At 72.1% G+C, this 21,066-nt stretch carries 21 protein-coding genes; 12 read left to right on the plus strand and 9 right to left on the minus strand.

Features of this window, described 5'->3' with window-relative positions:
• Positions 1-23 precede the first annotated feature (23 nt).
• Complete coding sequence (locus tag ABTY56_RS20460; RefSeq protein ID WP_350630352.1) at positions 24-1,085, minus strand: NAD(P)-dependent alcohol dehydrogenase; 1,062 nt, start codon at positions 1,083-1,085, stop codon at positions 24-26.
• Between the two features lie 125 nt (positions 1,086-1,210).
• Here ABTY56_RS20460 and ABTY56_RS20465 point away from each other — a divergent pair, with 125 nt between their 5' ends.
• Entirely contained in the window at positions 1,211-1,885 is a 675-nt protein-coding gene (locus ABTY56_RS20465) for a TetR/AcrR family transcriptional regulator (RefSeq protein WP_350630353.1), read from the plus strand.
• 298 nt (positions 1,886-2,183) lie between these two features.
• On the plus strand, positions 2,184-3,350 hold the full coding sequence (locus ABTY56_RS20470) for an alanine--tRNA ligase-related protein (RefSeq protein ID WP_350630354.1): 1,167 nt from the start codon (positions 2,184-2,186) through the stop codon (positions 3,348-3,350).
• A 30-nt stretch (positions 3,351-3,380) separates the two neighbouring features.
• Here ABTY56_RS20470 and ABTY56_RS20475 read toward each other — a convergent pair whose 3' ends face one another.
• Positions 3,381-3,788: a winged helix-turn-helix transcriptional regulator gene (locus tag ABTY56_RS20475; protein WP_502893152.1), complete on the minus strand. Its 408-nt coding sequence runs from the start codon at positions 3,786-3,788 to the stop codon at positions 3,381-3,383.
• A gap of 115 nt (positions 3,789-3,903) precedes the next feature.
• Between ABTY56_RS20475 and ABTY56_RS20480 the strand changes: the two genes are divergently transcribed.
• Positions 3,904-4,314: a RidA family protein gene (locus ABTY56_RS20480; RefSeq protein ID WP_350630355.1), complete on the plus strand. Its 411-nt coding sequence runs from the start codon at positions 3,904-3,906 to the stop codon at positions 4,312-4,314.
• 30 nt (positions 4,315-4,344) lie between these two features.
• Here the strand turns inward: ABTY56_RS20480 and ABTY56_RS20485 are convergent, their stop codons facing one another.
• Entirely contained in the window at positions 4,345-4,656 is a 312-nt protein-coding gene (locus ABTY56_RS20485; RefSeq protein ID WP_350630356.1) for a hypothetical protein, read from the minus strand.
• 216 nt (positions 4,657-4,872) lie between these two features.
• Here ABTY56_RS20485 and ABTY56_RS20490 point away from each other — a divergent pair, with 216 nt between their 5' ends.
• Positions 4,873-6,984, plus strand: a complete 2,112-nt coding sequence (locus tag ABTY56_RS20490; protein WP_350630357.1) for a WD40 repeat domain-containing protein — start codon at positions 4,873-4,875, stop codon at positions 6,982-6,984.
• A gap of 60 nt (positions 6,985-7,044) precedes the next feature.
• Here ABTY56_RS20490 and ABTY56_RS20495 read toward each other — a convergent pair whose 3' ends face one another.
• Positions 7,045-7,689, minus strand: coding sequence for a dihydrofolate reductase family protein (locus ABTY56_RS20495; protein ID WP_350630358.1), 645 nt, complete (start codon positions 7,687-7,689; stop codon positions 7,045-7,047).
• Positions 7,690-7,878: 189 nt separating this feature from the next.
• Positions 7,879-8,589 carry an alpha/beta fold hydrolase gene (locus ABTY56_RS20500; protein WP_350630359.1) on the minus strand — a complete coding sequence of 237 codons (711 nt, stop codon included), beginning with the start codon at positions 8,587-8,589 and terminating at the stop codon, positions 7,879-7,881.
• A 178-nt stretch (positions 8,590-8,767) separates the two neighbouring features.
• On the opposite strand from ABTY56_RS20500, the gene ABTY56_RS20505 reads away from it, so the two are divergent.
• Entirely contained in the window at positions 8,768-9,232 is a 465-nt protein-coding gene (locus tag ABTY56_RS20505) for an SRPBCC family protein (protein ID WP_350630360.1), read from the plus strand.
• Between the two features lie 130 nt (positions 9,233-9,362).
• Positions 9,363-10,145, plus strand: coding sequence for an oxidoreductase (locus ABTY56_RS20510; protein WP_350630361.1), 783 nt, complete (start codon positions 9,363-9,365; stop codon positions 10,143-10,145).
• Between the two features lie 37 nt (positions 10,146-10,182).
• Here ABTY56_RS20510 and ABTY56_RS20515 read toward each other — a convergent pair whose 3' ends face one another.
• Positions 10,183-10,623, minus strand: coding sequence for a VOC family protein (locus tag ABTY56_RS20515; RefSeq protein ID WP_350630362.1), 441 nt, complete (start codon positions 10,621-10,623; stop codon positions 10,183-10,185).
• Positions 10,624-10,790: 167 nt separating this feature from the next.
• On the opposite strand from ABTY56_RS20515, the gene ABTY56_RS20520 reads away from it, so the two are divergent.
• From ABTY56_RS20520 to ABTY56_RS20540, 5 genes are all read left to right on the plus strand, one after another.
• Entirely contained in the window at positions 10,791-12,119 is a 1,329-nt protein-coding gene (locus ABTY56_RS20520) for a HEAT repeat domain-containing protein (protein ID WP_350630363.1), read from the plus strand.
• A 193-nt stretch (positions 12,120-12,312) separates the two neighbouring features.
• Entirely contained in the window at positions 12,313-12,786 is a 474-nt protein-coding gene (locus tag ABTY56_RS20525; RefSeq protein WP_350630364.1) for a TIGR00725 family protein, read from the plus strand.
• Between the two features lie 397 nt (positions 12,787-13,183).
• Positions 13,184-13,615, plus strand: coding sequence for a hypothetical protein (locus ABTY56_RS20530; RefSeq protein ID WP_350630365.1), 432 nt, complete (start codon positions 13,184-13,186; stop codon positions 13,613-13,615).
• 18 nt (positions 13,616-13,633) lie between these two features.
• Positions 13,634-14,287, plus strand: a complete 654-nt coding sequence (locus tag ABTY56_RS20535) for a TetR/AcrR family transcriptional regulator (protein ID WP_350630366.1) — start codon at positions 13,634-13,636, stop codon at positions 14,285-14,287.
• Positions 14,288-14,557: 270 nt separating this feature from the next.
• Positions 14,558-14,767, plus strand: coding sequence for a cold-shock protein (locus tag ABTY56_RS20540; RefSeq protein ID WP_350630367.1), 210 nt, complete (start codon positions 14,558-14,560; stop codon positions 14,765-14,767).
• A gap of 129 nt (positions 14,768-14,896) precedes the next feature.
• Here ABTY56_RS20540 and ABTY56_RS20545 read toward each other — a convergent pair whose 3' ends face one another.
• Complete coding sequence (locus ABTY56_RS20545) at positions 14,897-15,286, minus strand: peptidoglycan-binding domain-containing protein (protein WP_350630368.1); 390 nt, start codon at positions 15,284-15,286, stop codon at positions 14,897-14,899.
• 771 nt (positions 15,287-16,057) lie between these two features.
• Between ABTY56_RS20545 and ABTY56_RS20550 the strand changes: the two genes are divergently transcribed.
• Positions 16,058-17,986, plus strand: a complete 1,929-nt coding sequence (locus ABTY56_RS20550) for an ABC transporter ATP-binding protein (RefSeq protein ID WP_350630369.1) — start codon at positions 16,058-16,060, stop codon at positions 17,984-17,986.
• Between the two features lie 88 nt (positions 17,987-18,074).
• Here the strand turns inward: ABTY56_RS20550 and ABTY56_RS20555 are convergent, their stop codons facing one another.
• Both ABTY56_RS20555 and ABTY56_RS20560 read right to left on the minus strand, forming a co-directional pair.
• Positions 18,075-19,262, minus strand: coding sequence for a CHAT domain-containing protein (locus ABTY56_RS20555; RefSeq protein WP_350630370.1), 1,188 nt, complete (start codon positions 19,260-19,262; stop codon positions 18,075-18,077).
• Complete coding sequence (locus tag ABTY56_RS20560) at positions 19,259-20,986, minus strand: hypothetical protein (RefSeq protein ID WP_350630371.1); 1,728 nt, start codon at positions 20,984-20,986, stop codon at positions 19,259-19,261. The genes ABTY56_RS20555 and ABTY56_RS20560 overlap by 4 nt, the downstream gene beginning before the upstream one ends.
• Positions 20,987-21,066: the final 80 nt, after the last annotated feature.

Consider the following 21,066-nt stretch of genomic DNA (forward strand, 5'->3'; position numbering starts at 1 on the left):
CGCCCGCCCGACGGCACCGGAGGTCACTCGGCGGGCAGGGAGAGCGCCAGCTTGCCGGTGGCACGGCCGTCGAGGAGGTGCCGGACGGCCGCGGCGGCCTCGGCGAGCGGGTAGACCCGGTCCACGACGGGGCGGAGCGTGCCCGCGTCGATGAGTGCGGTCAACTCGCGCAGCCCGTCCGCGTGTTCGGAGGCGATGAAGGTGCCCAGGTGCTGGCCGGTGAACGGGGACAGCAGCTGGGCGCGGAGCTGGCGGTCGGTGCCGCCGAGCCAGCGGCCGTTCGTCTCGCCACCCGTGATGACCAGCCTGCCGCGGGGCGTGAGGGAGCGGCGCAGGTCCCGCAGGGTGCGGTTGCCCGCGATGTCGATGATGGTGTCGTAGCGCGCCGGGCCGGCGAGGAAGTCCTCGCGGGTGTAGTCGATCACGTGGTCGGCGCCCAGCGCCTGTACGGCGTCGAGCTTGGCGGTGCTCGCGACCGCCGTGACCGAGGCGCCCAGGCCGTGGGCGAGCTGGACGGCGAAGGTGCCCACGCCGCCGGCGGCGCCGGTGATCAGGACCCGCCGGCCCTCCCGGACCTCGCCCTTGTCGCGTACCGCCCGGAGCGCGGTGAGCGCGCTGACGGGTACCGTCGCCGCCTCCTCGAAGGTGAGTCCGGCGGGCTTGGGGGCGATCCGGTCGGGGCGGGCGACGGCGTACTCGGCGAACGCGGTGGGGGCCGTGCCGTAGACCTCGTCGCCGGGCGCGAACCCGGTCACCTCGCGGCCGACCGCCTCGACGACCCCGGCGATGTTGCGGCCGGGATTGGGGAGCTTCGGCCTGCGCAGTCCGCTCACGGGCCGGACCGCGTAAGGCAGGCCGGCCATCATGTGCCAGGTGCCCCGGTCCACGCTGGAGGCGCGCACCCGGACGAGTACCCCGCCGGCGCCGACGCCCGGCCGGGGGAGCCGGCCCATGCGCAGCACGTCCTCCGGCCGGACGCCGTAGCGCTCATGGACGACGGCTGCCATCGTCCCGGGCCCGTCGGTGGTCCCGTGGGTGATCCCGTCGGTGGTCCCGCTCGGCTCGCCCGTGTTCCGCATCCGCATCGTCACCGCTCCTGGTCCCGCTCCCGGATACTTACGGCGTAAGCATCTACTTACGCCGTAAGTACAGCACTTACGGCGTAAGCTCGTCAACGCTGGAAGACCGCGAGAGGACGTGACCACCCACCGTGACCCGACGTACCGCCCCCACCCCGCAGCGGGCCCGCGAGACGCTCACCCGACGGCGGGTGCTGGAAGCGGCCGTCGAACTGGCCGACGCCGGCGGCCTGGAGACGCTCTCCATGCGCAAGCTCGGCCAGGCCGTCGGGGTCGAGGCGATGTCCCTCTACAACCACGTGGCCAACAAGGAGGACCTGCTCGACGGCATGGTCGACCTGGTCTTCGATGAGGTCGAGCTGCCCGTGCCCGGCGACGACTGGCGCCGGGCGATGCGGCAGCGGGCGATCTCCGTCCGCCTCGCGCTGTCCCGCCACCGCTGGGCCATCGGGCTGATGGAGTCGCGCGCCACACCGGGCCCGGCCACCCTGCGCCACCACGACGCCGTGCTCGGCTGCCTGCGCCGGGGCGGGTTCTCCCTCGCCCTGACCGCCCACGCCGTCTCCGTCCTCGACAGCTACGTCTACGGGTTCGCCCTGCAGGAGAAGTCCCTGCCCTTCGACACCCCGGAGGAGACCGCCGAGGTCGCGGAGTCCATCCTGGGCGGATTCGACGCCGACGAGTACCCGTACCTGACCGAGATCGCGACCGCCCACGTGCTGCGCCCCGGGTACGCCTACGGCGACGAGTTCACCTTCGGACTCGACCTCGTCCTCGACGGCCTCCAGCGGCAGCAGGCCGGCTGACGGAGCGCCGGTGCGCGGCGCCGCCCCCGCCCACCGCCTGGACGCCCGGGCGGAAAACCGGGTGCGCCGCGCGCGCCCCCCGCGTTACCCTCGGCCCCATGAACGTCAGCGGCCCCGACACCACCACGGCTACCGCGCGAGCGACCAGCTCGCCGGTTGCCGCCGCCTGACGTCACGTTCCCCCGGCGACCGGAAACGGTCCGCCGGCGGTGGCCCGGAGGTGTTGTCCTCCTCGGCTCCGAAGATCGCGTGGACCGGTCGTCCGGTTGCCTCCCGGCACACGCGAAGGAGCCACCCCGTGCACACCGACCAGATCGTCCGCACGTTCGTCGAGTACTTCGAGGACCGCGGCCACCACCGGATCACCGGCTCGACCCTGCTGCCACCGCCCGGCGACCCCGTGCTGTTCACCACCTCGGGCATGCACCCGCTCACCCCGTACCTGGAAGGACACCCGCACCCCCTGGGCCGGCGGCTCGTCAACGTGCAGCGCTGCCTGCGCACCACCGACCTCGACGGGGTCGGCGACACCACCCACCTGACCGTCTTCGAGATGCTCGGCACCTGGTCGCTCGGCGACTACGAGGGCCCGCAGAGCCTCGACTGGGGCTACGGACTGCTCACCGAGGGCTTCGGCATCGACCCCGGGCTGATCCACGCCACGGTCTTCGGCGGCGACGACCGTACGGGCCCCGACACCGCCTCCCTGGAGCTGTGGCAGGAGCACGGGGTGCCGGTGGAACTCACCGTCGAGGACAACTGGTGGTCCAACGGGCCGACCGGCCCGTGCGGCCCCGACTCGGAGATCTTCCTGTGGACCGGCGACACCCCGCCCGAGTCGACACCCACCGGTGACGACCGCTGGGTGGAGGTCTGGAACCACGTGATGATGCGTCACCGACGGCTCGACGACGGCTCCCTCGTTCCCCTCCCGCAACGCAACATCGACACCGGACTCGGGCTGGAACGGCTGGCCTCGCTGCTGCAGGGCCGGCGCTCGGTCTTCGACTGCGACGTCTTCGACCCCTGGCGCCGGACCGTGCCGCCCCTGTGGCAGCTGGACGAACCGTCACTGCGCCTGGTCTGCGACCACCTGCGCTCGGCCGTCGTGGTGATCGGCGACGGCGTGCTCCCGTCCAACACCGGCCGCGGCTACGTGCTGCGCCGGCTCGTCCGACGGGTGCTCACCGTCCTGCGCCGCGACGACCCGCAGCGCGGTCTCGTCGACCTGCCCGGCGAGCTGATCCGGCACACCCTCGACCACTTCCGCCAGGAAGGGGACCCGGACCTCGTACGCCGGGTGCTGCTCGACGAGGAGCGCCGGTTCGGCCGCCTCCTGGAGCGCGGCCGCCAGGTGCTGGCCCGCCCCCGCTTCCGCGGCCCGCTGACCGAGGAGGACTTCCACTACCTCCACGACACCCACGGCCTCCCACGCGACCTCGTGCTGAACCTGCGGCCGCAGTGACGGCCCGGCCCGCGTCGTGACGGGCGGGGCTCAGACGCCGGTGTCCTCCCGTTCGTCGAAGGCGCGGCGGGCGTGCTCGACGGCGGGCAGGTGGTCCTCGGCCCAGGCCAGCAGGGCGTCGACCGGCCGGCGCAGGGTCTTGCCGAGCGGGGTGATCCGGTAGGTGACCGCCACCGGGCGGGTGGCGGTCACCTCGCGCTCGATCACGCCGTTGCGTTCCAGTCGACGCAGTGTCGCGGTGAGGGACTTCTGTGTGACCGCCGGGATCGCGCGGCGCAACTCGTTGAAGCGGCGCGGGCGTTCGCACAACCGGTCGAGCACGCTGAGCGACCACCTGTCGAGCACCTGGCCGAGCAGCACACGGTGCGGGGCGTCGCTGCGGAACCCGTCCGCGGTCGCGGCGGCATGCGCGGTGGTGGGGACGTGCGGGGTATCCACGGCGAAACCTGGTCTCGTTGAAGTGCCCTTCGGATACTACATATCTTCTGAATATCGCGGTGGGGGCGTCCACGGCGGACCTTCAACGAGCCTTCCACGAACAGGAGATACCGCCATGGCCGTCCGGCACTTCACCCCGCAGGGCATGCTGCAGCCCACCCCGTACCACCACGTCGCCGTGGGGACCGGCACCCGGCACGTCCACGTCAGCGGGCAGGTCGCCCGCCTGGCCGACGGGACGCCGGTGGCGCCCGGCGACCTCGCCGGACAGGTCGCCCACGCGCTGCGGAACACCGCGATCGGACTGGCCGCGGCCGGCGCCTCGTTCGCGGACGTGTTGCGGCTGACCTTCTACGTGACCCGCTGGAGCCCGGAGCGGATCGGCGAGTTGACGGCCGGGCTGGAGGCCGTCGCCGAGGAGATCGGCCTGCCCGTGCCGATGCCTCCGTCCTCCCTCATCGGTGTCGAGTACCTCTTCGAGCCGGACGTGCTGGTCGAGGTCGAGGCGACCGCGCTGCTCGATTGAGCCGGAGGCCGAGGACCCCCTACGGCCCGGTCAGACAGCGGAGTGGTGCAGCTTGAACGGCGAACCGCTGGCGCCGGGCGTCCAGCCGGTCGACAGTGCGGCCCGAATGCCTGCGGCGACCTCGCGCGGCAGGACGACCTCGGCCGGCACCAGGTTCGGTTCGAGGACGGCCCGCCGACCGGTCTCCACGACGAGCGTCGTCCCGGGAGCGGTCGCGTCCTCCACCACGTAGCCCAAGGTGCCGACGTCGTAGTCGCAGCACCAGTGCTTCCGGCTCACCCGCCAGCGGTACTCGACGCCGTCGACGTCGATGCGGCGGGAACCCTTCTTCGCCAGTGCCACGCTGTGCCCTCCGGCCTTCGTCTGCTCGTGCCTGTCCGTCGCCAGTCTCCCCGTACGGCGCGCGCGTGTCACCGGGTTTGGCCGGAGCCCCGGGGCGGTCGCTCGGCCTGCCTGTTCGGCGGACCGGCCGGGGCGGATGTGGTTAGGCTGCCGGTCATGACCGGTGAGTTCCCGGGTGACGGTCCGGGTCGTGACGTTGTGTCCGTGGGTGGGCGGTTGGCCGATCCGGAGTGGCTGGTGAACGGCGACCCGGAGCAGGTCGTGGCGGCACTGGACGGCGCCGTCGGGCGGGAGGAGGCGGTGGCGGCCGCCGTGTACCGGGCGTCGGGGCATCTGCACCGTGAATCCGGTGCGCAACGGCGACGGCAGGTGCTGGCGCTGGACGCCGCCCGGTACGGGCACCGGGAGTTGGCGCGAAGCATCGCCGCGGTGGCGGTCGGCGGGGACTCCGGTGATCCGTGGACCGTGCAGTGGGCGACCGGGAGCGGCCTGGACTCCCGGCTGCGGTTCGCGTTGCCCGCGCCCGCCGCGGTGGGTGTGGTGGCGACCGTGGTCGTGGCGGACCGTGCGCTCGCTGTCGCCGGCTGCGAGGACGGCACGCTGCACTGGTGGGACCTGGCCACGGGCCGGAAGCTCGGCACGGCCGCAACCGATGGCGGCGGCGCGGTGCGGGCTCTGGCGACGGCGGTGCTGGACGGCCGTCCCGTCGCCGTCACCGCGCATTCCGGAGGGTCGGTCCGGGTGTGGGAGCTCGTCGGGGGAGCGGGCGGAGGAGCGCCGGTCGTCCTGCACCGGGGTGACGACTCCTGGGTCAGCTCGCTCGCCACCGTACCGCTCGAGGGCCGGCCGGTCGTGGTCGGCGGCAGCGTCGACGGCACGGTGCGGGTGTGGGACCCGGCCGACGGCTCCCGCAGCGGTGAGCTGCTGACCATACGCACCGGCACCGTGGGTGCGCTGGCGACGGCGGTGGTGGACGGCCGTCCCGTCGCCGTCACCGGCCACGACGAGGGCGCCGTCCGGCGGTGGGACCTGCTCACCGGACGGGAGTTCGGCACCGGGCGCGATCACGCCGGGGAGTCCCGCGCCGCCGCGGAACCGGCGTCCGACGCCGACGCCGACGCCGATACCGATAGCGATGCCGACTCCGACAGGGGCGGGCGCCACTGCATCACCATGGAACTCAACGCCAGGACGCACATCCTGGCAACGGACCCGGCGTTCGAGTCCGCGCTGGCCGTCAGCGCCAACGCCTTCGAGACCTGCGTCTGGGACCTGGCAACGGGCGAGCCGGTGGGTGGTCCCGGTCCGGGGTTCGTGGAGGCGGCGGCCGTGAGTGTGCTCCGGGGCCGCCCCGCCGCCCTCGTCGCAGTCGGCGGCGGGCCGGTCCAGGTGTGGGACCTGTCCAGCTCCAGCCACCTGCGCCTGCCGCTGATCGGCCACGCGGGGACGGTGCGGGCGGCGGCGACCGCGGTGCTGAAGGGTCGTCACCTCGCCGTCACCGGAGGCGACGACGGATCGGTACGGGTCTGGGACCTCGACGGCGAACGGGACGAGAAGGGCGAGAGCAAGGCCGGCAGCAGGCCGGCCGGTCATGCGGGGCCCGTGCACCAGGTCACCACGGCCGTCGTGGACGGCCGTTGCGTCGTCGTCACCGGCGGCGCGGACGAACAGGTGCGGATCTGGGACCTCGACGGCGGGGAACAGCTCGGGGAGCCGCTGGCCGGCCACACTGCCGCCGTCGACCTGGTGACGGTGGGGACGGTGGAAGGACGGCCCGCCCTCCTCACGCGCGACCGGAGCAAGACGGTGCGGATCCGGGAGCTCACCACGCGGGAGGAGCTGCCGGGACGGTCGACGCGGGAGTACTCCAGCTCGTTCATCGACTTCTTCGCTGCGGTGGAGGACCGTTTCGTCGCCGTGACCTGGCAAGGACGTGTGTGGGACCTGGCCGCGAGTGCATGGATCGGAGTGCAGCCGCAGCAGAGTTGTGCCCTGGCCCTGGAATCGCTCGAAGGCCGCCACGTCATCCTGACCGGGCCTGCGGGCGAACCCGTCCACCTGTGGGACATGGCCACGGGTGAACGGATCGGCCCGCCCTTCGCGGGACTGACCGGCAGGGTGCGGGCGGGGACAGCGGGGATGCTGGACGGCCGCCCCGTCGTCGCCGCGGGAGGGGACGACGGAACCGCGCTGCTGTGGGACGCCACCACGGGACGGCAGATCGGCGCGTACGCGTTCCCCGCCGGTGTCCGTGGACTGGCGGTGGCCCCGGACGGGCGGCTGGTGGTCGCCTTCGGCGCAGACCTCGCGGTCCTGGCCCACCGCTGACGGCGCGCAGGGCCCTGGGCACGGGTCCGGCCCCGTGCCCAGGGCCCCGGGCGCGGGGCCTCAGCCCTCGTGTCCGAGGCCGCGGTCGGGTGCGCTCATGTCGCCGGTGCGGGGTGTGCCGTCGGCGAGTCCGTAGCGCAGGTACACGGTGCCCTGCGGGCCGGCTGCGGGGGGCTGGAGGAGGGAGACGTTGGTGGGTACCGTGCCGCCGTCGAACACCTTCTTTCCGACGCCGAGCATGATCGGGTGGACCCAGAGGTCGAGGCGGTCGAAGAGCTTCTCGCGCAGCAGGGTCTGCACGAGGTCGAGGCTGCCGACGACCTTCACGTGCTCGTGCCGGTCGCGGATCTCGCGCACCGCGGCCGGCAGGTCGGGGCCGAGCTGCGTGGAGCCGGCCCAGGGCAGGTCGGGCTTGCCGCGGGAGGCCACGTACTTCGGGACGCGGTTGAACAACTCGGCGATCGGGTTGTCCGGTCCGCCCTCCTGGTGCGGCCAGTAGGCGGCGAAGATGTCGTACGTCCGCCGGCCGAGCAACAGGGCGTCCGTGTCCTCGTACGCGGCGAGGATCTGCGCGCCGGTGGTCTCGTCGATCAGGGGCGCCTGCCAGCCGCCGAACGGGAACCCCACCGGGTCCTCGTCGGGGCCGCCGGGCGCCTGCCCGACGAGGTCGAGGGTGGTGAACAGCTCGATGTCGATGAGGCCCATGGCCGACTCCCGTACGTGCGTCGATTGTCTCCGTCAAAGAGATAGACCCGCCACGGCCCGAAAACTCATCGCCACGACGGAATCGGAATTCACCACCCCGGACGGACGACCCCGGGGCCTCGCAACGCCGTCCCCGGACCGACCGTCCTGACGTCGGTCCGCCGGGCGGCGAGCGCGCCGACGCCGCCGCTACGCGGGCCCCGCGGGCTCCGCGCGCAGCAGCGCGTCCGCCAGTTCGCGGGGGCGGCTGAGCGCGGCCAGGTGGCCGCCGGGGATCTCCTCGATCGCCAGGCCCAGCCGCTCACGGACGATCCTGCGCTGGAACTCCAGGGGGAAGAAGCGGTCGTCCCGCCCCTGGAGGAACCGGGTCGGCACGTCCGGCCAGTGCGTCAGTGGCCACGGCTGTGCGAACAGCGCGGCGGGCGGCTGCGAGGCGCCCAGGGCGAACGCCTCCTCGGTGACCTCGGCCGGGACGTCGTGGAAGAAGTCGGCCCGCAGGTCGAACTCGGGATCGGCGCCACGCCCGCCGGCGGCCGCGTGGTCGGACCGGGCCTCGGCCTGGCCGGTGTTCTCCCACCATTGCCCGGCGGTCTCCCCGGGCATCGGCACCATGGCGTTGAGCAGCACCAGCTCGGCGACCGGCACCGACAGCCGCCCGCACACCAGCGGAGCCGAGAACCCCCCGAGCGACTGCGCCACCAGCACCAGCGGCCCGCTGAGGTCGGCACGCTGCTCCACCGCCGAGACGACGGCCTGCGCGGTCTCCTCCAGACCTGCGGATTCGTCGCTCGGCAGGTCCATCGTGATCACGTCGTGCCCCCGGGCCCGCAGTTCGGGCACCAGCCGGTGCCAGAACCAGGCCCGGCCGTCGGCACCGGGAACGAGCGTGAAGGTCGCCATCGTCGTCCTCCTCCTGCGGGTTGCCGCCCACGTGTCACTTCCGCCGACTCCGACGCTAACGGGCGCCACTGACACTCCGCCGCCGGGGAGACGGCCGGACCGCGCCCGGGAGGCGGGGGCCGGGGCCCTCTGGAATCCTGGCTGCGAAGCAACCGTCGGAACCCCGCGAGGAGCCGCCATGTCCGGACAGTTCGAGGCCGCTGTCGAGGTCGACTGCCCCGTGGAGGAGGTCTTCGCCTACCTCGCCGACGGTCGCCACGACCCCGAGTTCAGCCCCCGGGTCCTGGGGATCACCAAGACTCCGGACGGCCCGACCGCGGTCGGAACGATCTTCCAGAGCACCGTGAAGGATGCCGGGATGAAGACCTCCCGCCGGTTCCGCATCACCACTCTGGACGCGCCTCGCACGATCCGCTGGAGTGAACAGAGCAAGAACCTCATCACGGCCGAGGGCGGCTACGACCTCGAAGCGCTGCCGGACGGCCGTACCCGTGTCCGGATCTTCAACGTGCTCGAAGGCCACGGACTCGGCAAGCTCCTGCTCGGCCTGGCACTCAGCGCCGCCCGCAAGGACGCTCCCGCCTTCGGCCTCCGGATCAAGGCCGCCGTCGAGCAGTCCTGCACCTCGCGCAAGAGCCAGTGACGCAGTGAGGCAGTGACGCAGTGAGGCAGTGACCCGCGACCGGCCCTCGGCTGTGCCCACGCCCTGACGGAGCAGCACCGCAGCACCGCAGCACCGCCGTCCGCTCTCCCGTACCACCAAGGAGTCTCCGATGGACCTGCGTCTCTCGGGCAAGGTCGCCCTCGTCACCGGGGCCAGCAAGGGAATCGGTCTCGCAGTGACGCAGGCCCTGGCCGCCGAAGGCGTGAACGTGGTCGCGGTGGCGCGCAGCACCGCGAGTGCCCTGACGGACCTCGCCCCGCAGGTGCATCCCGTGTCGGTCGATCTCACGACCGCGGACGGCCCGGCCTCCGCGGTCGAGCGTGCGGTCTCCCGGTTCGGTGGACTGGACATCCTCGTCAACAACGTCGGCGCGGTACGCCCTCGACTGGCGGGCTTCCTGTCCGTCACCGACGACGACTGGATCCGGGGGCTGACGGTCAACCTCCTCGCCGCAGTCCGCACCACCCGGGCTGCCCTGCCTCACCTGATCGATCGTGGCACCGCCTCGATCGTGACCGTGAGCTCGGTCAATGCGTTCCTGCCCGACCCGACGATCATCGACTACTGCGCGGCCAAGGCGGCGCTCACCAACTTCTGCAAGGCGCTCTCCAAGGAGGTCGGGCCGCAGGGCGTGCGCGTCAACACGGTCAGTCCCGGGCCGGTGTCCACGCAGCTGTGGCTCGGCGACGACGGCGTCGCCGCGACGGTCGCGAAAGCGGCGGGCGGAAAGCCGGAGGACGTCGCCCGGACCGCCGTCGCACAGTCCGCGACCGGCCGCTTCAGCCTCCCGCAGGAGGTGGCCGACCTCGTCCTGCTGCTGGCCAGCGACCGGACGGGCAACGTCACCGGGAGCGACTTCGTCATCGACGGCGGCCTCGTCCAGACCCTCTGAACGCCGCCGGGCCCCCTCCCCCGAGGACGCGCGGCCGTCAGTCGAGCTCCTCGGCGAGCCCGACGACGATGCCCTCGGGGCCGCGGACGTAGCAGAGCCGGTAGACGTTCTCGTACTGCACGATCTCGCCGACGAGTTCGGCGCCGTGGGCGAGCAGCCGGGCGACGACCTCCTCGATGTCGTCGACGGCGAACATGATGCGACGAAGGCCGAGCGTGTTCGCCGGCGCGTCCCTCGGCTCGGGGGTGATGGCCTCCGGCCGGTGGAACTTCGCCAGCTCCACCCGCCCGGGGCCGTCCGGAACCCGCAGCATGGCGATGTCCTGGCGGACGTCATCGAGCCCGATGACTCGCTCTGCCCCGCGCCAGTCGAGCGGCCCCTGGCCCTCCAGCTCCAGGCCGAGTTCGACGAAGAACGCGATGACGGCCTCAAGGTCGTCGACGACGATGAGGACGTTGTCCATACGGCGGATCGTCATGCTGAGCCTCCTTCGCGGCACGGCCACGGTAGCCGCTCACACCCCCGGGACGGAGCTGACCAGCCGTCCTCGACATCCTCGACATCTTCGACATGCCCGGCTGAGTGCCGTGCTCGCCCGCCGGCCCGTCCCCGCCCGGTGTCGGTGGGGTCGCCTAACCTCTCGGCATGGGCACGGAGCAGCAGGTGGACGCGGTGAACGGACTGGCCAGGCTGGCCAGTCCGGACGAACTGGTCGGGCTGGACGAGCTGGTCGGGCTGGACGAGCTGGTCGGGCGGCTCGGACGCGGGGCGGGCGAGGGGGCGGAGGCGGTCGCGCTGCTGGTGGCGGCAGGCGGGGCGGTGGTTCCGGCGCTGCTGGCCGCGCTGCCCGGGTTCGACCGGGCCGGGCGGGAGGCCGTGGGGCAGGTGCTGTGCGGCATCGGGCCCGAGGCCTGCCGGGCGGCGGTCGCGGTGCTGACGAAGAGCGACCCGCCGTCGACGGCGCACGAACTCATCGCCGTCCTCAGGATGTTCGACGCGCGCTGTCTGGACGAGCTGACCGGCCTCCTGCAGCACCCGCAGCCCCGGGTGCGCGGCGCAGCGCTCTACGCCCTGGCGGGCCTCGGGCCGGCCGCCGCGCCCGCCGTACGGGCCGTCCTGCCGCTGCTCGGCGACCGGCGGGAGTCGTCCTCGGCGGAGCAGGCCGTGCGGGCGATGGGGGAAGGAGTCGTCCCGGAGCTGCTGGCCGTCCGGGCGGCGGGCCCGGGGAGGCTGCGGCGCCACGCCCTGCACGCCCTCGCCGTGCTCGGCGCCTGCGACCGGCTGACGGTGCGTGACCGGTCGTCGCTGGAACGCCTGGTGCGGATCAAGCTGATCGCCGACCTGCGCCCGGACCCGGACTGGGACTACCACTGGATCGCGCTGCCGGGCGAGACGTACGAGGGTGCGTTCGAGGTGCTGGGGCTGCACGACCGGATACCGGCCACCCTGGCGATGGGCCAGTCCGGCCGGGTCCACGACGAGGCGGTCGTGCCGGGCCCGGACGGCGCCGCACTGACGGTGCACCGGGTGTTCGTCACACCCGAAGTCGCCGGCTGGCGGCTGCTGTTCGGCAGGATCGCCGTGAACTGCGCGGACACCGGCGTGCTGGAGCGGCTCGCCGAACGCTGCGGTCGGGCGCTGTACTTCGGCCGGGACGGCTACGAGGACGAACACACGTGGGCCGTCGCCGAGCGCGGCCGCGGCATCGTCCGCTCCTACTTGACGTACCGCGAGCCGGCCTGGACCGGCGAGCCGCTCCCGTGGGAGGAACCGCAGACCGCGGACCCGCTGTGGGAGCCGGGCCTGTACGAGCCCAACGCGTCGCTGGAGTCGGACGCCCAGGCGGTGGCGGCCACCCTCGCCGTCGACCCGGAGGACATCGACGCCGACACCCCGATCACCGGCCACGGCTGGTTCGCGCTGACGGCGCCCGGCGTCGGGCACGGGGTGTTCCCCGGGGCACTGTCCGTCTGACCGCGCTCACGGCCGTGGACGCCGTCACGACCACGTCCGCGGCCGCGTACTCCGCCGGTCGGCGGCTGACGGGTGTACGCCCGACCGTCCCGGAGGCCCGGCGGCCGTACACGCCGACCGGCACTGCCGCGGGGCCCGGGCCGCTGTTGCGGTGTGTACTGGCGGCCTGCCGACGGTTGCGGAAGGAGCGGTGATGATCCAGGTGGCGGTGTGTGGGCCCGCGCAGTGCAGCGCGGCCGAGGCGGCGGCGGCCCGGGAGGTCGGTGCCCGGTTGGCGCACTCGGGTGCGGTCGTGCTCTGCGGGGGCTACGGCGGTGTCATGGCTGCCGCCGCGCAGGGAGCGGCAGAGGCGGGTGGCCTCGTCATCGGCATCCTGTCGGGTGCGGACCGGTCCGGGGCCTCGCCCCACCTGACGGTTGCCGTCGCCACCGGCATGGGTCAGGCCCGGAACAGCGTTCTGGTCGGTTCCGCGGATGCGGTCATCGTCGTCGGCGGGTCGTGGGGGACGCTCTCCGAAGTGGCGATGGCCGTACGGCAGGGCGTCAAGCCGGTGGTGGTTCTGGGGGGTTGGCAGATCGCCGATGCCCATGGCGACGCCGTCCCCGGCCCCGTCGTGGCGAACGACCCGGCCGCCGCCGTAGCGCTCGCCCTGGAAGGCCACGACTGACACGGCGGCCTACGGGCTGACTGACCCCTCTGCGCAACCCCACACCACCGAACGGGCATCCCGGGTCGGTCCGGCGGCGTTGGCATCGCTCTGATGAAGGACCCGGGCTCGGTTGCCGCCGCTTCTCCGTTGCTCGGGCCTCGGGTCCTCCCGGCGGTCGCGCTTGGGCCCGGGGTGAGTCGCCGGTGGTCACCCCGAGTCCGCGATCCCGTCGATCCGGTGCCACAACTCTCAAGCAGCGCACAGGTGTTGGAGCACCGATTCGTCACGGAAGTCGCGCGCGGATCCGGGTCGCGGCCGGGGTGATGGGGGGCGGGGTGTGACGGCGCGTTTGAGTACGGCGTAAGCTTACGCCGTACTCAAACGTGAACGCCCATGACCCACAGGGGGATGCTCCATGCGCACGATCGCCATCACCATGCCGCTCGTCTGGCTGGCCTGGCTGGTACTGACCGAGTGGGTGCCGCTGTTCCCGCTCAACGACCTGAGAAGCGACAACCGCCGGGAACGCCTCGGCGACGCGGCAGTCAACTACCCGATCCCGCTGCTCATCGCCGGCGGCGTCGCCCTGGACCACCCGGTCTCGCGGATCGCCGCCCTGGTGCTGTGCCTGCTGGTCCTGGTCGGTCACGTGGCCAGCTGGTGGCTGCCGTACGCCGGGATCAGCTCGGCGGCGCAACGGGAGTCCTACGCCCGGGACTACGCCCGCACGCTGAAGGTCCTGCCCACGCAGGGGCGCGCGGTGGTGCCCGACGTCCAGCACATGGTGGTCGGCGTCCTGAGCCTGGCCATGACGGGGAGCACCCTGGCCGTCACGCTGACCGGGTGAGTCTGTCACTCTGAGGACATGAACCAGGCATCACGACCCGGCCGCGGAGGCCGCCCCGCCCAGATCAGTGTCGAGCAGATCACGGCCGCGGCCGTCGACCTGCTCGACCGCGAGGGGCTGGAGGCGCTGACGATGCGACGGATCGGCGCGCACCTCGGGGTGGCCGCGATGTCGCTGTACCGGCACCTCCCCGGTCGTGATGCCATCCTGTCCGCGGTGGTCAACCACCTGTTCGCCACCGCGCTCGCCGATCTGGACGCCGGACCGACCTGGACCGGGGCGCTGACCCGGTTCGCGGTCGCCTACCGCCGCATGCTGCTTGCGCACCCGAACGCGGTGCCACTCCTGGCCACGCACCCGGTCGACCCCGAGACGGCCGTCCCGGTCCTGGCCGTGCTGCTGGAGGGCTTCGCCGCCGCCGGCGTCGACCAGGACGAGGCGCTGATCCGGATCCAGTCCGTCGGGGTCTTCACGCTGGGCCACGCCCTGGCCCAGGTGGGAGCACGCCCGGGGGCCGCCGATGTGGAAGGCGCTGTCGACGCCGTCGCCGATGCCGGCGGCAGCCGCGATGCGGGGCAGGACCCTGAAGCGCTCGACTACTACCAGCGATGGTTCGACGCCGGCCTGCGAGCACTGGTGATCGGCTTCGACCACCGCGGCGCACCTGTGTAGGCGAGCCGCTACGGGGTGGGGTGCCATTTTCGGCACCGGAAATCCGGCAGAGGCTTCGTCGCGCCGAAGAAATGTGGTGCGGAAATCGCCGTTTCGGCCCGGAGCCTGCTACGGTCGTAGAAGTTGCAGTTTTGGTTCCCATGAACTCTGTGTGCGCCTGCTGGTTCCCACCGCAGGCGTATTTTTTTTCCGAGGTCCCGGCGGGTCATCAGTGCGGCGACGGATAGCCCGCGCAGTGCGGGTCTATGGCGCCTTCGAAGGAGAATTGTTATGGCTTTCGGAACCGTGAAGTGGTTCAACGGGGAAAAGGGCTTCGGCTTCATCCAGCAGGAGGACGGCGGCGCTGACGTGTTCGCGCACTACTCGAACATCAATGCCTCGGGCTTCCGCGAGCTGATCGAGGGCCAGAAGGTCGAGTTCGACGTCACCCAGGGCCAGAAGGGCCTTCAGGCGGAGAACATCCGCCCCGTCGCGCTCTGATTCTCCCGCCGTTCGAATTCTTCGACCCGCAGGGAAAACGGGGCCCGTACCGCGCAGGCGGTACGGGCCCCGTCCCTTTTCCCCGGTGCGCCGAGGTCAAGGGCGACTCACGACCGGTGGCCGGGTGGGTCAGGGCTTGGTCGGCAGGACCGAGTAGCAGTACGGGTCGCTCAGGTGGAGGTGGGCCCAGTAGAGCAGGTCGCCGGTCTGGGGGCCGACGACACCGTCGGGGTCGAGGCTCTGGGCAATCTGGTAGGCCTTCAGCACCCGCAGGGTCTCGCCACCGAACTGCCCGTCCACGTCCAGGGCCATCTCGGGGTGGGGCATGCCGGGGCGGTTGGAGGTCCAGTGGTTGAGCGCGAGCTGGACGCAGGTCACGGCCGAGCCGCGGTCGCCGTAGCGGACGTAGCGCGCGCCGGGCTGAGCGCTCGCCGCCGTGGCGCCGACGCCGACCAGCAGGAGAGCGGCGGAGACGGTGGCCGCGCCCCTGCGCAGGGCCGCCTTGGTGTTCAGCTTCATGGTGCGTTTCCCAACTTCTCGTGCTTCACGTGCTTGTCGTGCGGTGTGCGGGCGCCGGATCGCATGACCGACGCGTCGTCAACCGTAGGCGCAGGTAAACCCGTCGAACGCCCGATGGGACGCGGCCGGAGCCGTCCCACAGCTGTCTCACGGCGCTGGTCTGGGCTTTGGGAGGAACGGGACCCGTACTTTGGAGACACTTTGCCGACCCTCGCCGCGAGAGAGCCGGGCTCCAGGCGGTCCGCCGGGCGTTTGGCCGAGTGTCGGACGGGCCGCGATCCGGCAGCAGGCCAGTCGATCGGGTGAATCGGGCGACGGCCGCGCACTGCGCGACGTCCTCGCCCGCCGAGGCATGCGCCACCGCCTCGAACCCGACTGCGTCGAGGCTCTCGAACGGGCGCTCGCCGCCTGCGCACTGGGCTCCGCCGTACCCGCCGGGCGTGTCCGCGACCGCCGGCGGCTGCCCTCGACCGGGCCCGCGCGTGCCCGAAAAGTACCTGTTCGACCCGGGATCGCCCGGAGGTAATCCGCTTGAACGCCGCATTCGAACAGCACCATCATCGGACGCCGCTGACCCGAAACGTCGCGGCCAACTCGCCTGGGAACAAGGCTATTTGCAGCTTTCCTCGGGCCTGGTACGGCGCTTCCGCACGTCCGCACGTCCGCGCACCGCTCTGCCCGCTCCGCCTGCTCTGCCCGCTCTGCGTCTGGAGGATCTGTGGCCCGTCACCCCGCCCCGGAAGCCCACGTGCCGCACGAGGAGGCGCCCGCATGAGCGCCGCGACGACGTCGGCCGAGGCCGCCGACGAGGAACTGCAGTGGCTCGCCGACGGCCGCCGCATCGCGGCGATCGAGGCGATCAGCGTCAGCGCGATGGCCCGCCGCCTGCCGGCGCTCGTCATCCGCGCCTTCCGCCTCGGCTGGCGCATCGACCGCCCCTCCGTCGCGCTGTTCCTGGCCTGCCAGGCCGTGTCCGCCGTGCTCGGCGCGGCCGGCCTGCTCGCGACCACCGGCACGATCTCGGCGCTGTTCGGCCCGGGCCAGGTCGGTGACAAGCTCGCCCATGCCGCGCCGTCGATCCTCCTGATCGCGACGGCGGCCGGCGCCCGTTCGCTGCTCGGCATCACCATCCAGACCATCACCGTCCACCTGTCGCCGCGCATCTCCCGGGAGGCGGAGGCCGCGGTGCTGCGGGCCACGGTCGCCGCCGAGCTGACCGCCTACGACCACGCGGGCTACAACGACGAACTGGAGGCCGCCGACCGCGGCGCCGAGGTGTGCGTCGACATCGTCGGGGAGGCGCAGAACCTGCTCGCCTCCCTCGCGTCCCTCATCGGTGCGGCCGGTGTGCTGACCGTGCTCCACCCGGCGCTCCTCCCCCTGCTGGTGCTGGCCGCGCTGCCCCAGGGGATCGCCTCGGTGCACGCCGCCCGCGTGCAGTTCCTGGCCAACCGGGCGGCGATCGGCGACCGCCGGATCATGGCGAACCTGCGCTGGTACATCCACCTCAAGCGCAATGCCGACCAGGTCCGCTCCGACACCATGGGCGGCTTCCTGCTCGACAAGTACGAGCAGGTCGGCCGGCGACTCGACGCCACGTCGCGGCGGGCGGCGATGCAGAGCGCCCGGGTGTCGGTGATCGGGGCCGCCGCGTCCGGCCTCGGCACCGCGCTGGTGTGGGCGGCGATGCTGTGGCTGGTCAGCACGGGCCGGATGAGCCTGCCGCGCGGCGGCGCGGCGGTGTTCGCGCTCGGCGCGGTCAGCACGAGCCTGCGCGGCATCGTCGGCTACGGCGCGGACCTGTTCCGCACCGGCATGTACCTGGACGACTGGTCGAGCTTCCTGGACACCGCCGGCGGCCACCGGCCGAAACGCGGCACCGGAACACCGGCGGCGCCGGACCGGATCACGGTGGAAGACCTCGGCTACGCCTACCCCGCCTCCGAGCGCAAGGCACTGGACGGGGTGAGCCTGCACGTCGACCGCGGTGAGATCCTCGCCCTGGTCGGCGAGAACGGCTCCGGCAAGACCACACTCTCGAAACTCCTGGCAGGGCTCTACCTGCCCGACAGCGGATCCGTACGGTGGGACGGCCGCGACACCCGCGACTTCGATCCCCACGCCCTGTGGAGCCAGGTCGCCGTCGTGCCCCAGGACTACGCGCGCTGGCCGCTGACCTGCCGGGAGAACATCACGCTGGGCCAGCCGGCCCGCGACGGCGATGAGGCGGTGATGCGCGCCGCCGAAGCCTCCGGGGCGGCCGACGTCGTCGCCAAGCTCCGCCGCGGACTGTCCACCCTGCTGGCGGTGGAGTGGATGGGCGGCGAGGAGCTGTCCGGCGGCCAGTGGCAACGCCTGGCCATCGCCCGGGCCTTCCACCGCGAGGCCGGGCTGCTCGTCCTGGACGAGCCCACCGCGGCGCTGGACCCGCGGGCCGAGCACCGGATCTTCCGGAACCTGCGCGCCGTCGCGAGGGAGCGGGCGGTCGTCCTGGTCACGCACCGGCTCACCAACGTGGCCGTCGCCGACCGGATCGTCGTCCTGGAGGACGGCAAGGTCCTCCAGGAGGGCACGTTCGCCGCGCTGGTGGCCGACGAGGGCGGCCGGTTCAGGGAGTTGTGGGACCTGCAGAACGAGCGCACCGGCGTCCCCGCCCAGCGGAACCCGGCCGCCGAGGAGCACGAGGAGGCCGGCCCGTGACCGCCTCCCACGTGCGACCCGGCAGGCCACGGTGTTTCTCGTGAGCCCTGATCCGCGGGCTGGGCCCGCCGCCGGTGCCAGGCGTGCGCTACCGGATCCTCAGGAAAGGGTCGCCGTAGAGGACGTACAGCAGGCCGAGTGGATTGCTGCGGTCGGTGAACAGCCGCCGCCGGGCGAGCACGACGGCCTCGCCGAGCGGTTTCTGGTCGAGGAGGGCCTCGTAGAGGCGTACGGAGAAAGCGACGGCGACTTCCTCTGGGACATCCGTTTCGGTGCCGATGAAGCCGCGGTGCCGGTTCCTGAGGAACCAGTGCGGAAAGGACCGGCGGGTCGTCTTGTCGATTTTCGCAGACCCGCAGGCATTGGCGATGACCAGCGAACGGGCCCCGCCAAGGGGCCCCCGCTGCTGCGCTCGTTGCCGGAATCCCTGTCGGATCCTGCCGAGTGAGATCCTGCGTTCGTGATCGCCCGAGCCACCGAGGATCAGGGTGAAACCCTCGTCCGTCCGGTTGTCGGTCGTGCAGTGGCAGGAGAAGTGCTGGATCTGGACTGGCGAGGAGCGCGAGCCGCCGTCAAGGGCTGTGCCGGGGTCGTAGAGGGCGTCCACCAGGCGTTCCACGACGGTTTCGAGCGGGATCCCGGGCCCGGGCCAGGGGCCCTCGATGTCGACTCCGTCGTGCCCTTCCAGGGATTCCGTGTCGGCCTCCGTGTGAACTCCGCTGTGGCTCAGCAGTTGTACGGGTAGTCGCGGGCTTGCCCGGAGGTCTTCCACCTCGGCGGTTTCACCCCTGGTGCGGCGGACCACCGCACCGAACCCCAGGAATCGCCGCAGGGTGTCCTCGGCCTCGGCGTAGTTGACGAAGGCCGGTACGGGCCTGGCATCGAAGAGTGGGAGCAGTTCGAACGGAAAGTCCTCGTCGTGGCCTCGGATCTCGATCAGCGGGATCACATCGGTCGGCACCTGCCATTGCGGCCAGGCGCTGACGAGCCGTGTTCTGACCTCGTCGAGGAGTCCGACGTTGTCGTCGACCAGCAAGTAGGCGATCTGCCCCATCGCGTCGTCGAGCTGAGCTATCCCCCGGCTCAGTTCGGCGAGCGTGGGGGTCGGGTAGCTGAGCCCCTCCCGGAACCGCGCGAGGATGAAGTCGACCTTCTCCCGGGCTGCGGTCAGACGGGCGCGGGGGCCCAGGTCGAGGTCGCAACCGCCGATCGTGAGGACGACGTTTCTGCGGGTGGACTCCATGTCGAACACGGCGAGCGGTCGGCTGGAGATCATGACCGCTGATCCATGGCGACCAGGGTGATCACAAGATTCTGGATGGTCCGGCCGTGCTGGGTGACACGGACCCACAGCCACGCCGACTCCGCCACGGTGTGGCCGACCCCGACCGGGAAGCGAACCTTGTCGTCACTGTCCGGCCGCACCACGATGCTCCGCTCGCCCTGGCGGAGCGCGGGGACGTTGCTGTCGACGGACACCCCGAACTCGACCGTGTGACGGTCGTTGCCCCCGCGGATGCGTACGGGGGCGGTAGTGGCGTCCGCGGTCGGGAGGTGACCGACGGCGACGACCAGCTCGTACGGCCGATCGCGGTCAAGGAGCGCTCGGAGGGTGTCGTCGATCTCCACCGGGACCACCCCGTCCCGCACCAGCATGACCGACAGGTGACCGTCGAAGTTGTCCAGTTCCGGTCCGGCCAGGGTCCGTTGGAGGGTCCGCTCCACCGCGGGTTCGAGTGTGTCGGACAGCCCGCGCTCCACGCCACCCAGGACCGACGCGGTCACGGCCTCGGGGAGCTCGCGGCCGAGACCGTCGATGGTTTCGGCCAGGGCGGCGCTCCACTCCGCTCCGGGCTCACTGCGAGTCGTCGTTCCGCAATAGCGCTGGAACCGCGCCTCCGCGGGTCCACCCGCCAGGGCGGCGGAGAGTGCGGAGAAGAGCGCGCGCTCGTCCTCGGGACTCCTGGGCCGCCGCCAGCCGAGGGCGTCGAGCATCGGGAGGCGCTTTAGGTCGACCACGGCCTCCACCAACCGGCCGTGGGCGACCGTGCGCACGACGGCTTGGCGGTAGGACGTGCGGAAGAAGGCCAGCGTTCCCAGGACCGCCACGAGGAGAACCACCGACAAGAGCCCCCGGGCCAGTGACGCGGAGATCGTCAGCACCAGTCCCACGGCTGCCAGGAGCCAACCGGCGGCCAGTGCGGTTGTCGTGTCCGCTCGCCGCTGCGCGTCGGCTAGCCGGCGCTGCTCGGCCTCCGACGGCAGTGCGGCGATGCGGGGCCAGGCCAGGCCCAGGTCCAGCCCGTAGCGGCGGTGTACGCGATCGGCCACGGCGGCCTCGGCGTTGCCGAGCGCTGTCGGTAGCAGTTCGCCTGACAGTGGAAAGCTGAGGGCAGCGGTACCTGCGACTGGGATTCTGGTCGTCAGGAACTCATTGAGCGCTCGTCTAAGGTCCTCTTCGAGGAACGACATGTTGACGCGGTGACTCGCTCCCTCTCCCAGCCCGCCCGGCGTCTCGGCCAAATGGTCGACGACGTCCCTGGCGACACGGTACGGAACCCATTCAAGCTTCGCCCAGTCGGGCGGCCATTCGTGAAGGATCCCTGAAGCTCGGGCGAAGTGTGAGGCCAGCCGCTCTCTCGGAAGGGCGGGCGGGCGCAGACCGTTCGCCTGCAGGATTTCGACAATCACCGCAAAGGCTTCGTCGGCAAGTGCAGTGGGCGATGCGATGTGGACGGGGACCCAGTTGCGGCGGATGATCCGGTCGCGATCCCGCCGCTGCTGGCGGGTGGCCCGCCAGGCGAGTCGGTCCGGCCACCACCTCCCCCGCAACAGACCGATGGCGAGGCGCAGGCAGGGATGGGTGCCCAGGAGAAGGAGCGCGATCAAGGCCAGCCACGCCGCCGCTGAGCGGGCATCCGACTGGCTGCCGGACAAGGCAGTCGAGGAAACGAGGTCGTACCCGCTTCCCCAGAGATAGGCACCGGTCGCGAGCGTCACGACCAGGATGGGCCCCAGTCCCCAGCTCACGGAACGGATCTCGCGGGTGGAGGTGGGGGTGGGCCATGGTCCCCGTTCGT

The sequence above is a fragment of the Kitasatospora sp. NPDC097691 genome, assembly GCF_040302665.1.
Lineage (GTDB): Bacteria > Actinomycetota > Actinomycetes > Streptomycetales > Streptomycetaceae > Kitasatospora.